The organism is Falsiroseomonas algicola, from assembly GCF_011040385.1.
Classification (GTDB): domain Bacteria; phylum Pseudomonadota; class Alphaproteobacteria; order Acetobacterales; family Acetobacteraceae; genus Falsiroseomonas; species Falsiroseomonas algicola.
In genome coordinates this window covers 1,069,616-1,082,737 of the sequence record NZ_JAAIKB010000001.1, presented here as the reverse complement: position 1 = coordinate 1,082,737, position 13,122 = coordinate 1,069,616, and the positions used below count along the sequence as shown (strand labels likewise).

At 72.5% G+C, this 13,122-nt stretch carries 11 protein-coding genes; 2 read left to right on the top strand and 9 right to left on the bottom strand.

What is annotated here, in order from left to right; all coding sequences use genetic code 11:
* The first annotated feature begins 83 nt into the window (after positions 1-83).
* Positions 84-4,052 (top strand): PAS-domain containing protein, encoded by a 3,969-nt coding sequence (locus G3576_RS05225; RefSeq protein ID WP_164693227.1) that lies wholly within the window; start codon positions 84-86, stop codon positions 4,050-4,052.
* 19 nt (positions 4,053-4,071) lie between these two features.
* Here the strand turns inward: G3576_RS05225 and G3576_RS05220 are convergent, their stop codons facing one another.
* The 4 genes from G3576_RS05220 to G3576_RS05205 form a co-directional block, all read right to left on the bottom strand.
* Positions 4,072-4,311, bottom strand: a complete 240-nt coding sequence (locus G3576_RS05220; RefSeq protein ID WP_164693226.1) for a hypothetical protein — start codon at positions 4,309-4,311, stop codon at positions 4,072-4,074.
* A 177-nt stretch (positions 4,312-4,488) separates the two neighbouring features.
* Positions 4,489-6,039, bottom strand: coding sequence for an ABC transporter substrate-binding protein (locus tag G3576_RS05215; RefSeq protein WP_164693225.1), 1,551 nt, complete (start codon positions 6,037-6,039; stop codon positions 4,489-4,491).
* A gap of 87 nt (positions 6,040-6,126) precedes the next feature.
* A complete protein-coding gene (gene cuyB / locus G3576_RS05210; RefSeq protein ID WP_164693224.1) occupies positions 6,127-6,819 on the bottom strand; it encodes a cysteate racemase in 693 nt (230 codons plus the stop codon).
* Positions 6,819-7,589 (bottom strand): sulfite exporter TauE/SafE family protein, encoded by a 771-nt coding sequence (locus G3576_RS05205; RefSeq protein ID WP_164693223.1) that lies wholly within the window; start codon positions 7,587-7,589, stop codon positions 6,819-6,821. Before G3576_RS05205 ends, cuyB begins: the two co-directional genes overlap by 1 nt.
* A 145-nt stretch (positions 7,590-7,734) precedes the next feature.
* Between G3576_RS05205 and G3576_RS05200 the strand changes: the two genes are divergently transcribed.
* Complete coding sequence (locus G3576_RS05200; RefSeq protein WP_164693222.1) at positions 7,735-8,556, top strand: sulfite exporter TauE/SafE family protein; 822 nt, start codon at positions 7,735-7,737, stop codon at positions 8,554-8,556.
* Between the two features lie 5 nt (positions 8,557-8,561).
* On the opposite strand, the gene G3576_RS05195 is transcribed toward G3576_RS05200, so the two are convergent.
* The 5 genes from G3576_RS05195 to G3576_RS05175 form a co-directional block, all read right to left on the bottom strand.
* Complete coding sequence (locus G3576_RS05195; protein ID WP_164693221.1) at positions 8,562-8,939, bottom strand: hypothetical protein; 378 nt, start codon at positions 8,937-8,939, stop codon at positions 8,562-8,564.
* Between the two features lie 59 nt (positions 8,940-8,998).
* A complete protein-coding gene (locus G3576_RS05190) occupies positions 8,999-9,268 on the bottom strand; it encodes a hypothetical protein (RefSeq protein WP_164693220.1) in 270 nt (89 codons plus the stop codon).
* Positions 9,269-9,311: 43 nt separating this feature from the next.
* Positions 9,312-10,964: an ABC transporter permease gene (locus G3576_RS05185; protein WP_164693219.1), complete on the bottom strand. Its 1,653-nt coding sequence runs from the start codon at positions 10,962-10,964 to the stop codon at positions 9,312-9,314.
* A gap of 10 nt (positions 10,965-10,974) precedes the next feature.
* On the bottom strand, positions 10,975-11,961 hold the full coding sequence (locus G3576_RS05180) for an ABC transporter substrate-binding protein (RefSeq protein ID WP_164693218.1): 987 nt from the start codon (positions 11,959-11,961) through the stop codon (positions 10,975-10,977).
* A gap of 150 nt (positions 11,962-12,111) precedes the next feature.
* Positions 12,112-12,753 carry a hypothetical protein gene (locus G3576_RS05175; protein WP_164693217.1) on the bottom strand — a complete coding sequence of 214 codons (642 nt, stop codon included), beginning with the start codon at positions 12,751-12,753 and terminating at the stop codon, positions 12,112-12,114.
* Positions 12,754-13,122: the final 369 nt, after the last annotated feature.

The window sequence follows — 13,122 nt, the reverse complement described above, 5'->3', positions numbered from 1 at the left end:
GGCGGGGGCGCGGCGAAACCGATGAAACAAACCGTTGCATGCGGCGAAACACAATAAGCGGCGGAAAGCGGCATGATGGTGGCATGCCCGAACACGACCGGCCCGCCGGCGGATCGCCGCCGGACGAGGTCGCCAGCCTGCAGGCGGAGGCGCTGGCGCATCTCGCCGGGCCCTTCGCCCTGTTTGCCGCCGATGGGCGGCTTGTCTCCTTCAACCCGGAATTCAGCCGGCTGCTGCCGCCGGAGGCGCCGCCGCCGGTGGTGGGGGATGGGCTGCGGGATCTGCTGGCGGCGATCGGGCGGGGCGGCGCCGCGGCCAATCCCGGATTCGCGCGGCCGGAGGACCCGGATAGCTGGCTGCCGGCGGCGGGCGAGGCGGAGCGCGCCACCGTCTGGCGCACGGCCTGCGGCGCCTGGTTCCAGCTGCACCTCCGCCGGATGTCGCGCGGCCTGGTGCTGACGGCCGCCGACATCACCGACCTCAAGCGGCAGGAGGAAGCGCTTTCCGCCGCGCGATCCACGCTGGAGACGGTGTTCGACCACATGACCGACGGCGTCGTCATGTGGGATGCCGAGATGAAGGTGCAGTTCTTCAACCGGGAGACCATCCGCGTCGGCGAGTTCCCGCTGCACATGGCCTACAAGGGCGTCAGCGTGCTGGACGTGATGCGCTACCAGGATGAGCGGGGCGAGTTCGGCCCGCCGCCGCGCGACAAGGCGGAGCTGGAGGCGCGCGTGACGCAGCGCGCGGCGCTGCTGAACCGGCCGGGCGGTGTCTCCTACATCCGTCGCACGCCATCGGGCATGTGGCTGGAGGTGAAGACCATCCCCGTCTCGGGCGGCGGCGCCGTGCTGATGTATCGCGACGTCACCGCGCTGAAGCAGCGGGAGGAGGAGCTGGCCGGGGCGCGGGCCATGCACCGGCTGATCCTGGACAGCATGACCGATGGCGTCGTGCTGATGGATCGCAACCTCAACTTCCTGCTGGGCAACCGCGCCGCGATCGATTTCTTCGCGCTGCCGGAGGCGATCGGGCGGCCGGGCGCCTCCGCGGTGGAGGCGATGCGCTACCGGATGCGGCGCGGCGACCACGGGCCGGTGCCGGAGGACGCGGCGGCCTTCGAGGCGGCGGTGGAGGCGCGGCTGTCGCTCGCACGACATCCCGGCAGCGGGCCGGTGCAGGTGCGCGGCAAGCAGGGAGAATGGATCGAGGCGTCCTCCGTCGCGACGCCCGATGGCGGCGTGCTGGTCATCTACCGCGACATCTCCGCGCTGAAGGCGCGGGAGGAGGAGCTGCAGGCGGCGCGGGCGACGCATGAGCTGGTGCTCGACAGCATGCAGGACGGGCTGGTGCTGTGGTCGCCCGATTTCCGCGTGCGGCTGATGAACCGGCAGCTGGCGCATTACTACGGCATCCCCGCGGCGCTGGCCCGGCCGGGGGCGGAGGGGCGGGACATCCTGCGGCTGATGCTGCGCCGCGGCGACTACGGGCCGCCGCCGGCGGAAGGGGCCGCGATGGAGGCGGCGGTGGAGGCGCGGGCCGCCGGCATCCTGGGCGCGGGGGGGGAGCCGGATGTCAGGCTTTCGCCTGCCGGATACTGGATGGAGATCACGCGGCAGCGCCTGGCGGATGGCAGCGTGCTGTCGGCCTATCGCAACATCACCCGCCTGCGCGCGCGGGAGGATGAGCTGCGCCAGGCGCGGGACGTGGCTCAGGCGGCGGAAAGCAGCCTGGCGGTCACCATCCAGCATATGAGCCAGGGGCTGATCATGTTCTCGCCCGATCGGCGGGTGCAGGTGATCAACGGCCGGGCCATCGAGCTGCTGCGCCTGCCGCCCTTCCTCGCGCGGGAAGGGACGCGGTTGGAGGAGATCGCCGCCTGGCAGCTGGAGACGGGCGAATACGACCGCGACCCGGCGGCGGCGGAGCGGGCGCGGGAGGTGCTGGCGGGTGCCGCGGTGCATGAGGGGCACTACGAACGGCGCATGGCCGACGGGTCGGCGCTGGAGGTGCATTCCGTGACGTTGCCTGACGGCCGCACGGTCCGGACCTTCACGGACATCACGGAACGGAAGGGCCAGGAAGCGGCGCTGGCGGAGGCGCGGGACGCCGCGCGCGGGACCTATGCCGCGCTGACCGCGACGATCGAGGCGATGGGCCAGGGGCTGCTGCTGGTGGGGCCCGATGGGCATGTCAGCGTCATCAACCGCCGCGCCGCCGAATTGCTGGCGCTGCCCGATGCGCTGGCGCGGCCGGGCGTGCGCTTCGCGGAGATGGTGGCCTACCAGCGCGCGCGGGGCGACTACGACAGCAGCGCGGAAGGGGCGGAGCAGGCGCGGCGCGCGCTGGCCGACGAACCCATGGAGGAGAAGCGCTACGAGCGCGCGCGCCATGACGGCACGGTGCTGGAGGTGCATGCGCGGCGGATGGAGGACGGATCCATGGTCCGCACCTACACCGACATCACCGACCGCAAGCGCCAGGAAGGCGCGCTGGCCGCGGCGCGCGATGCGGCGGAGGCGGCGAACCGCGCGAAATCCGCCTTCCTCGCGGCGATGAGCCACGAGATCCGCACGCCGATGAACGGCGTGCTCGGCATGATCGAGGTGCTGGAACGCACGCCGCCCGGCCCGGCGCTGACGCGCTGCGTGGCGGTGATGCGGGAGAGCGCGGGATCGCTGCTGCGCATCATCGACGACCTGCTCGACTTCTCGAAGATCGAGGCGGGGCGGATGGAGCTGGAGGCGCTGCCCTTCTCGCTCCGCGGCCTGGTCGAAGGGGCGGTGGATACGCTGGCGGTGGAGGCCAAGCGGAAGGGGCTGCTGCTCTTCGCGGATCCATTGGGCCCCGTCACGCCGCAGGCGCCGGACCTGGTGGCGGGCGATCCGGTCAGGGTGCGGCAGATCCTGTTCAACCTGGTCGGCAATGCCATCAAGTTCACCGATGTCGGCTTCGTGCGGCTGCGCTGCTCCGCGCGGCCGGAAGCGATGGCGGAGGGCGTCGCCATCGTCGTGACGCTGATGGTGGAGGATAGCGGCGTCGGCATGACGGCGGAGCAGCTGGGGCGGCTCTTCCAGCCCTTCGCGCAGGCCGATTCCTCGACGACGCGGCGCTTCGGCGGCACGGGACTCGGGCTGTCCATCGTGCGGCGGCTGGCGAGGCTGATGGGTGGCGACGTGGTGGTGGAGAGCACGGCGGGGCGGGGCAGCCGCTTCACCGTGACGCTGCGGCTGATGCCGGCGGAGCCGATGGAGGCGCCGCCCGCGCTGGCCGCGCCGGCGCTGCCGCCGATGGAGGGCGAGGCCGCGCCACGGCTGCTGGTGGTGGATGACCATCCGGTGAACCGGGAGGTGCTTGCGCGGCAGCTGGAACTGCTGGGCTGCCAGGCGGACATGGCGGAGGATGGCGCGCAGGCGCTGGCGCTGTGGCGCCAGGCACGCCACCGCGTGGCGCTGGTCGACCTGCACATGCCGGTGATGGACGGGCTCGACCTTGCGCGCGCGATCCGGCGGGAGGAGCAGCTGGCGCCGGGCAGTGCCCGCACGGCGCTGGTGGCGGTGACGGCGAATGCGATGCGCGGCGAGGATGAGCGCTGCTACGCCGCGGGGATGGATGCCTTCCTGCCGAAGCCGCTGGCGCTGGACCAGCTGGCGCGGGTGCTGGGACGATTCATGCCGCAATCCCCGGGGCGGGTGGAGACGGCGGTGGCCGAGCCGGGGCCGATGCTGTTCGACCCGGAGGCGCTGCGCAGCCTGTTCGGCAGCGATCCCGCGCGCCTCGCCGGGCTACTCAACACCTTCCGGGAGGGGGTGAAGCGGGATGGGGAGGCGGTGGCGGCCGCGTTGGCGGCCGGCGACCTGCCTGGGGCGGCAGCGGCGGCGCACCGCCTGAAGGGTGCGGCGCGCATGGCCGGCGCGCGGCCGCTGGCCGACCTGCTGGCAGCGGTGGAGCAGGCATCCCGCGAGGGGCGGGCGGTGGAGGCGGGGGCGGCGGCCTCGGGCCTCGCGTCACTCGCCGAGCGGACGGTGGCGGCGACGCTGGCGGGGGGATAGGACCCCGCCGGTCAGCTGATCAGTCGCAGGCGCAGCCGTCGGTCGGCGTCTGGGCCGCGCGGACGATATGGTGGTCGATCCATTCGGAGACGAGTCGCCGCGCTTCCTGCATCGACGCCTCCGGGTGGTGGATGCGGTAGAGGGTGGTGCAGGCGGTGAAGGCCTGGATATCGGCCTCACCGCCGTCGCGCAGTTCGCGATACGCGGTCACGACGGCGCGTTCGCAGCGGCGGGCGATGTGACTGAATTCGCGGCCCATGGAAACTCCCGTCGGCAATGTCTGGTCAGGCGCAGGCTGAGGCGGTGCAGGCCAGAGCTGCAACTCGGGGGAGTTGCGACTCAGTTGAGAATAATTCTCATCTGCATGGCCGTTTATACGACGAGGCCGGTCGTCGGTTCAAGTGACCGCATCGCAATACGGCGCGGGCTGTTTCGATCATTCCGGGACGAAATCCATCGCGCGGGTATAGCCATCGAGGCGCGGCGCGTGGCGGCGGCCGGCGCGGTGGGCCCAGAGATGCATCTGGTGGTGCAGGGGGATGAGGGCGACGTCGCGGAAGGCGATCTCCGTCGCCTGGACCAGCAGGCGCTCCCGCGCCGCATCATCCAGCTCCGCCAGCGCCTGGTCGAGCAGCGAATCGAAGGCCGGGTTGCTGTAGCGGCCGCGATTGAACTGGCCGCGTCCGCGGGCCTCGTCCACCGTGCCCAGCAGGGTTACGAGGGGGGAGGTCGGCTCCCCGGTCTCGACGTTCCAGAGGCCGGTCCAGAGGCTGAACTCCCGGTTGCGGCTGCGGGCGACATGCATGACGTGGGGCATCGCCTCCACCGTGGTGCGCAGGCCCGCGCGGGTCAGCATCTGGGCGACGGCCTGGCAGATCTGCTCGTCATTCACGAAGCGGTTGTTCTGGCAGTGGAGGGTCAGGCGGAATCCCTGGGGGTAGCCGGCTTCCGCCAGCAGCGCGCGGGCGCGGGCGGGGTCGTAGGGCGGGGGCGCCAGGCCGGGGGCGTGACCATAGGCGCCGGGCGGCATGAACTGGCCGGCGAGTCGCGCCTGGCCGCCCATGACCCGGTCCACGATGGCGTCGCGCTGGATGGCGAGGGAGAGGGCCTCCCTCACCCGGTGGTCCAGCAGGGGGTTGCGGGCCAGGGGGGTGCCATCGGCGGCGGCGATGCCGGGGGGCGCGCGCTCCGTCATGTCCAGGTGGAAGCCGGCGACGGCGGGGGCGACGAGGGTGGAGACGCGGAGCCGCGGATCGGCGGAGAGGCGCGGCAGGTCCTGCGGCGGCGCGGCATCGATGGCATCGAGGTCGCCGGCCAGCAGCGCCGCGACCCGGGTGGCGGGCTGGGCCATGTTGCGGATGGTGGCGCGGGCCCAGGGCGTGGCGGGGCCCCACCAGGCGTCGTTGCGGGCCATCGCGACCTGGTCGCCGCGCGCGAAGCCCGTGAGGCGGAAGGGGCCGGTGCCGATGGCGGCGCGGCCGGAATCGAAATCGGCAGTGCTGGCGCCCGTCGCTCGGATGATCGGCACCTGGCTGAGATAGACGGGCATCAGCGGGAAGGGCGCGGCGGTGCGGAGGATGACCGTCGCGGCATCGGGCGTCTCCACAGCCGTGATCTGGCGGAGATAGACGGCGAAGGAGGAGGGGCTGCCGGGAACGTTCGCGGCGCGCGTCAGCGTGTGGGCGACATCGGCGGCGGTGAGGGGCGCGCCGTCATGGAAGGTGACGCCGGGGCGGAGGTCGAGGCGCCAGGTGGTCGGGTCCGTCGCCGTCCGGGCCGTGGCCAGGGCCGCGGCCGGGCGCTGCTGCGCATCGAGCGCCACGAGCGGTTCGTAGAGATGCGCGGCGAAGCCCTTGTTGCCGCCGAAATTGTGCCAGTGGGGGTCGAGGCTGTTGGGGAAGAGCTCCACGCCGATCCGGATTTCCTGCGCCGCGGTGGGCGCGGCGAGAAGCGCGAGGCAGGCGAGCAGGCGGGCGGCGCGGGGCATGGGCTTGGTCTCCGGCCCCGACGATGCGGGCCGCCAGCCGGCGCCGGCAATCCGGATAATGGGGCTCGGGGCGATGCCGAAGCGGGATCAGGCCGGGCGGTGGCAGTGGCGGATGGCGGCGCGGGCCAGGCCATCGATGGTGTCGCAGACGGGGAAGGGGAGCGCGGGGCCGGCGGCGATGCCGAGTGGGATCTCCGTGCAGCCCAGCACCACGGCGCGGGCGCCGCGCCCGACCAGCAGCCGCGCGGCCTCCGCCAGCGGGGCATAGGCGGCGGCGACGTTGTTGGCCTTCACCTCGGTGATGCCGGGGGTGACGAGGCGGTCCATTTCCTCGGGCGAGGGGGTCAGGCAGGTCCAGCCCCGCGCATCCAGGCGTTCCTGGTAGAGCCGCATGGCCAGCGTGCCGGCGGTACCCATCAGGCCGATCGGGCCGGGCGTCACGCCCTGGCGCAGCAGCTCGGCCTCCGCCGCATCGACGATGTGGAGGATGGGGAGGCGGGTGGCTTCCTGCATGCCTTCGAACCAGCCATGCGCCGTGTTGCAGGGGATGGCGATGGCGGTGGCGCCGGCGGCTTCCAGCCCCCGGATGCCGCGCAGCAGGGCGGGCAGCGGGTCCTCGCCGCCGGCGATCCGGGCCGCCGTGCGGTCCGGCACGCGGGGGTCGGACCAGAGGACGGCGGGGATGTGGTCCTGGTCCCGCGTCGCGGGCGTCAGCAGCGTGAGGCGCAGCATGAACTGTGCGGAAGCCAGCGGGCCCATGCCGCCGAGGACGCCGAGCATCAGATCAGTCCCTTCAGGCCATCATGGACAAGCTTGGTGCCGCTGATCGCGAGCATGACATAGACGATGCGATAGAAGACCAGGTCGCTCATCCGCCCCTGCAGCCAGATGCCCATGCGGACGCCGATCGGCACCAGCGGCAGCAGCACGAGGCTGGTGAGGACATTGGTCACGGAGAGCTGGCCGAGCAGGAAATAGGGGACGAGCTTCACGTAGTTCACCACGCCGAAGAAAACGACCGTGGTGGCAGCGAGGGCCGCACGCTCCAGCCTCAGCGGGTAGAGATAGACGGCCAGCGGCGGGCCGCCGGCATGGGCGATGGTGCTGGTCAGGCCCGACATCATCCCCCAGAAGGCGCCCTTGCCCCGGTGGCTGGTGGCGGGCGGCGGCGGCACGCGGCCGGGGCGGCCCTGCCACAGGCTGCGCGCCAGGAAGATGAGGGCGATGGCGCCCACCATCAGCTTCACCGCGGCATCCGGCAGGAAGCCGAAGATGGCCGCGCCGACCAGCACGCCGAGCAGACCGCCCGGCATGATGATCCAGAGCTGTTCCCGGGACCACTTGCCCCACCAGGCCTTCAGCGAGGCGATGTCCATGGCGCAGAGCAGCGGCAGGGCGATGCCGGCCGCCTGCGGCGCCGGGATCACCAGCGACATCAGGGGCACCATGGAATTGCCCGCGCCGGAGGCAAAGCCCGCCTTGGTGATGCCGGTCAGCAGCACGGCGGGGATGGCAAGCACCCAGAACCACGGGTCAGCGATGATCGGCACGGGGAGGGTCCTGGGGGTGACGACGCGGGATGCGGGCTGTATGGCACGGTCATTGCTGCACCACGGCGTGCGGCGCGCAAGAGTACCCCGCGCGGCGCAAGAGCGACCGCCCTTATTCCATCAGAGAGTGGCTTCCTTGGAACATATGTACGATCCGCTGTGGCTGGCCGGCCTGGCCGCGGCGATGGCGGCGACCGGGCTCTTCTCCGGCCTGCTCGCGGGGCTTCTGGGCGTGGGGGGCGGCATCGTCATCGTCCCCGTGCTGTTCAGCATCTTTCCCCTGTTCGGGATTCCCGAGGCGGTGCAGATGAAGCTGGCGGTGGGCACCTCGCTCGCGACCATCATCCCGACCTCCATCCAGTCCGCGCGGAAGCACTTCGCCAAGGGCACGATGGATGTGGCGCTGCTGCGCTCGCTCGTGCCCTCCATCGCCTTCGGCGTGCTGATCGGCACGCTGCTCGGCATCGTGGTGAAGGGCAGCGCGCATACCGCGGTCTTCGCCGTGATCGCGCTGCTGGTCGCGGTGAACATGGGCTTCACCGGCGTGGACTGGAAGCTGCGGGAGAGCTTCCCGACAGGCGGCCAGCGCCACGCGCTCGGCACCTTCATCGGCGGCATCAGCGCGATGATGGGCATCGGCGGCGGCACGGTGGGGGTGCCGATCCTGTCCATGTTCGGCGCGCCGATCCGCAGCGCGGTGGCCACCGCGAGTGCCTTCGGCGTCATCATCTCCATCCCCGCCACGATGGGCTTCATCTATGGGGGCTGGGGCAACACGCTGCTGCCGCCGCTGAGCCTGGGCTACGTCAACCTGATCGGCTTCGCGCTGATCGTGCCGGCGAGCCTGATCGCGGCCCCCTGGGGCGTGCACCTGGCGCATTCCATCCCGCCGCTGCTGCTGAAGCGGTGCTTCGCGGTGTTCCTGGGGATCACGGTGCTCAGGATGTTCTGGAGCCTGGTGAGGTAGGGCTGTCAGTCCGCGCCCCAGAGCGGACCGAGGCGGGTCAGGAGTTCGGGCTGCCGCCTTGCCATGGCGTCGAAGGCGGCCTGGATGTCGCGCCGCAGGTCGCGCGGGGCGCGGCCCGTGACGCCACGCGTCGGCGTGGCGAGATCCTGGAACCAGGCTGGCGTGACCGGCAGCCAGGCGAGGCGGCGGAGGTCCAGCCGGAACGGCTTGCGCTGCCCCAATGCTTCGGCGGCCGCGGCGGTGAAGGCGAGCACCCCTGCCGGCATTCGGCCCGGGAAGTCGAGGCCGCTCGTCGTGGTGTAGGCCAGGATGGCGCCGAAGCGGCCATCCGCCCGCATCTCCACATGCAGGGTGTAGCCGATGTGGCGCGGGCCCGGGCGCACCGGCGCCTCGGCCTCGGGAAAGGCGGTCCAGACGAAATCGCCGAGCTGGAGCGGCGGGGTCAGCGCTGGCCCGTCAACCAGGCGAAGGAGGCGCGGCGGCTGGCGAACTCGGCCTCCGTCTCTCCATCGTCGCGCAGCAAGCTGCCGCCAGCCGCGGGCTCCCCCACGGTCAGGGTGATGGGGCGTGCCTCGGCTTCGGCCAGGGCCTGTTCCTGCCGGACCAACTCCTCGATCACGCTGTCGGGCGTGCGATGCTGGGCGGCGGCCCGGCGGAGGACGAATTCGACCAGGGCCTCGCTGCGCAGCTGCACGGTCAGGGGCTCGCTCATGCCGAAGAGGTAGCGGGACGACGCGGCGGTTTCCAGCGTCTCGTCACGGCCGCCAGGGCAGGGTCCCTGCCGGCAGGCGCCTCGCCGCCAGCGTCGCCATGGCCATCAACGCCGCGCTCAGCAGCAGCGCGAGGCAGGAGACGGCGGCGGCCAGCGGCGACTGGCCGCTTTCCTGCAGGTTGAAGACGAGCACGCCGAGCGTCTGCGTCCCCGGGCCGTAGAGGAGCGAGGAGACCGTCACCTCGTTCACCGCGGTCAGGGAGACCAGGATGGCCCCTGCCGCCAGTGCCGGGGCCAGCGGCGGCAGGTGGACGCTGAAGAGGCGGCGGAGAGCGCCGGCGCCCATGCCGCGCGCGGCCTCGTCCAGCGTGGGATCGAGCCGCGCAGCGGCGGCGGCGACCGGGCGCAGCGCCAGGGCCTGGAAGCGGGTGAGGTAGGCGAGGCCGATGAGACCCAGCGTGCCGTAGAGCGCCCCGCCGCCGGGCAGGGACAGCACGACCAGGATCGCGGCCACGCTGGTGCAGGCGCCGGGAAGCGCATAGGGCAGGTCCGTCGCGGTGGTGGCGAGGCGCACGGCGCGGGCGCGCATCGCCATGGCGATGGGCAGCGCCGCCAGCGCCAGCACCAGGGCCGCGCCGGTCGAGAGCATCAGCGAATTGCCGAAGGACCGCGCCGTCTGCGCGCCGGGGGCGAGAGCGGCGAGGAAATGACGGAGCGTCGCCGTCTCCCCCGACAATTCCATGCCGATGGCGGGGACAAGCGCGGCGGCGACCAGCGCCAGCATCGGCACCAGCAGCACGATGGCGAGGTAGAGCAGCACGCCACCCAGGGCGGCGGCGCGGGTGGCGCGGCGAAGCGGAAGCGCCTCGAAGGCCAGGCGCCCGGCGGCGGGGGCGCGCTTCGCGGCGAGGGATTGCAGCACCAGGGCGGGCGCGGCCATGGCGGCGAGGATCAGCGCCAGCGCCGCGGCCTGGGCCAGGCTCGCCGTGCCGCCGGCGGAGAGCCGCTGCCAGATCAGCACCGGCAGGACGGGGATGCGGGCGGGGATGCCGATCAGCGCGCCGACGCCGAAATTGCCGAGCGCGGCGACATAGGCGAGGCCGGCGCCGGCCAGCAGGCCCGGGGCCAGCAGCGGCCAGACGGCGCGGCGCAGCGCCTGGTCCGGCGTGGCGCCGAGGCCCCGCGCGGCCAGCACCACCTCCCCGGGCACGCGGCGGAGCAGGGCGGCGAGGGCCAGGAAGACCAGGGGGGCGGATTGGACCGCGAGCAGCGCCACCATGCCTGCCGCGGAGTAGATCGGGTTCGGCGTGCCGATGGGCGGCGCGAGGTCGAGCGCCAGGAGGAGGGGGGAGGCCGGGCCGCCGGCCTGGATCCAGCCCAGCGCCATGACCTGCGCCGGCACCAGCGCGGGCAGCACCGCGCCGAAGATCAGCACGCCGCGCGCGGGCAGGCCGCGCAGCAGCAGCGCCCAGGCCAGCGCGGCACCGATCGCGGTGGCCAGCGCCGCGGCGCCGAGTGCCAGCACCAGCGACCAGGAGGCGGCGCGCCAGGTGGCGGGATCGGACAGTGCGGCGGGCAGGGCGGTGCCGGCCAGGCTTTCGGCCAGCAGCCGCGCCAGCGGCACGGCGCCGACCAGCAGCAGCCAGCCGACCGCGAGCACCGCCGTGGCGCGGCCCGGGCCCTCGGTCCTGGTCAAGCGGGGTGGCTCAGCCGCCGGTCAGTTGGGCGAAGCGGCGCAGGATGTCCTCCTGCTCCCGCGCCGCGCGGGCGGCGTCGAGGGGCATGATGCGGATCGACTTCGGGTCGGGGAAGCCGGGCGGGGGCGCGACCTCCGGGTCGATCGGCAGGAAGCCCTGGCGGGAGGCGAGTTCCTGGCCCTCCCGGCTCAGCAGGAAATCGATGAAGGCGATGGCGGCCGGGGCGTTGCGGGTGGTGGAGAGGATGGCCGCGGGCTCCGTGATGGCGGAGACGCCATCCTCCGGGAAGACGAAGCGGACCGGGGCGCCGTTGCGCTGTTCGCGGATCGGCAGGTAGTCGATGGCGATGCCGAAGGCGCGCTCCGCGCCCGCGACCGCCTGCATGACGGGGCCGTTGCCGCCGCGGGCCTGGACGCCGTTGCGGACCAGCTTCTCCACGTAATCCCAGCCCAGCGCCGGGTTCTGCACCAGCGCCGTGACATGGATGGCGGCGGCGCCGGAGACGGCCGGGGAGGGCATGGCGACCTGGTTGCGGGCCCGGGGCTGAAGCAGATCCTCCCACTTGCGCGGCGCGAAGGGCGCGCGGGCATGGTGCATGATGCCCGTGGTGATGAGCTTGGTGCCGAAATAGGCGCGACCGGCATCGACCTGGTCGGGCGGCGTGCCGGCGGTGGCGACCTCGGGGCTCGGGCGCAGACGGCCCTCGGCACGGAGGCTTTCGAAGGTCAGGCCATCGGCCAGCAGCAGCACGTCGGGGCGGGGCTGGCCAGCGGCGATCTCGGCGCGCAGCCGCGTCATGATCTGGCCGGTGCCGGCGCGGATCCATTCCACGGTGACGCCGGGGTGGCGGCGGCGGAAGGCCTCCACCGTCTGGGCCGCGTCGGGTTCGAGCTGGGAGGTGTAGAGCACCAGCGGGCCGCTGACGCCTTGCGCCAGGGCCGGACGGGCCAGCAGCGCGGTTGCCGCGAAGCCGAATAGACGCCTGCCGAATGCCATGCCGTCATGTCCCCCTTCATTTCGCCGCACGCATCTAACGGCGTCATGGCCGGTCGGGCAGGGGGGGAGTGTGAACTTCCTGTGTCAGCACCCCCATCGCCTGGCCACCCCGCCGGGGGTCCCCCGACCCCCGGCGCGGCGGCGAAGGCCTCAGGGTGGCGTCATGAAGTTGGCGGTGGCGCTGGCGCGGCCGATCAGGGACCGCATCTCCGGCGCCGTATGGCCATCCTCCGCCGTCAGGGCGTCCATCGGGCAGAAATACTCATGCGGCTGCGGCATCTGCGACCGCGCGAAGCCGAGGTAGTGGCGCGACTTCAGGCCGTAGAGCACGCGGAGGTCGCGCACCGGCAGCACGAGCGGTTCCGTCGGCACCTCCCGCAGCAGCCGGATCAGCTTCCAGCGCGGGGTGCGATCCTCCGGCCCCACCGGGTCCAGCAGCCAGCGCAGCGGACAGACCACGAGCAGCGAGGTGGTGGAGGGCGCGAAACGGGCGCGCTTGTCCTGGAGGTTGGCGATGGAGCCGCAGGCCTCGATGCACAGGATGTCGGCGTAGCGGTCGGCGGGGTCGGGGCTGAAATGCAGCCACAGGCCGTCCGGGATGGTGCGATAGGTGTTGGTGCCCGGCAGTTTCAGGAAGGGTTGGGCGACCAGGCTAGGCTCCCCGGGCCGGCCCCGCAGCCAGGTGCCTGGCTGCTTCGGCGTTACCGTCACGCCGGGCGGCTGCTGCGGCCAGAGCCGCAGACGCGCCCGCACCAGCTCGTCCAGCACCTTGCCGGAGCCGATCCTGAGCATCTCACGCAGTTGGTTTAATTTTACCTCTGGATATCAACCCTGCATAGATAGACTCCCGGAACTTCCTGAGGTTTCAAGGCGTTTTTTCAGAATCCGTTAAGAAACTGCGGCCCAGGGTTGTAGATGCCGTCCAGATGCGGCCGCGCGGTGTGGCTGAGCTGGCCAGTTCCCGGCGGGCGCGCAGGGTCCCCGCAATTGCGGCTTTCGAGTTTTCCACAGCGATTCAATTGCTTGGCGGGTCGCCGCAATTGCAGGCGCGGGCGCCCGCAATTGCAAATCGGTGGGTCGATGGCGGCGCGACGCTTGGCAGGCCGGCGCCTGGCGCAACCCTGTGGCGAGCGGCGGGGCCGGTGCGATGGCCGCCAGGCA

Bases quoted from the DNA above. Each gene is read 5' to 3' on its own strand.
- G3576_RS05225 (WP_164693227.1), top strand. From the start codon at position 84: ATGCCCGAACACGACCGGCCCGCCGGCGGATCGCCGCCGGACGAGGTC.
- G3576_RS05220 (WP_164693226.1), bottom strand. From the start codon at position 4,311: ATGGGCCGCGAATTCAGTCACATCGCCCGCCGCTGCGAACGCGCCGTC.
- G3576_RS05215 (WP_164693225.1), bottom strand. From the start codon at position 6,039: ATGCCCCGCGCCGCCCGCCTGCTCGCCTGCCTCGCGCTTCTCGCCGCG.
- cuyB (WP_164693224.1), bottom strand. From the start codon at position 6,819: ATGCTCGGCGTCCTCGGCGGCATGGGCCCGCTGGCTTCCGCACAGTTC.
- G3576_RS05200 (WP_164693222.1), top strand. From the start codon at position 7,735: ATGTACGATCCGCTGTGGCTGGCCGGCCTGGCCGCGGCGATGGCGGCG.
- G3576_RS05190 (WP_164693220.1), bottom strand. From the start codon at position 9,268: ATGAGCGAGCCCCTGACCGTGCAGCTGCGCAGCGAGGCCCTGGTCGAA.
- G3576_RS05180 (WP_164693218.1), bottom strand. From the start codon at position 11,961: ATGGCATTCGGCAGGCGTCTATTCGGCTTCGCGGCAACCGCGCTGCTG.
- G3576_RS05175 (WP_164693217.1), bottom strand. From the start codon at position 12,753: ATGCTCAGGATCGGCTCCGGCAAGGTGCTGGACGAGCTGGTGCGGGCG.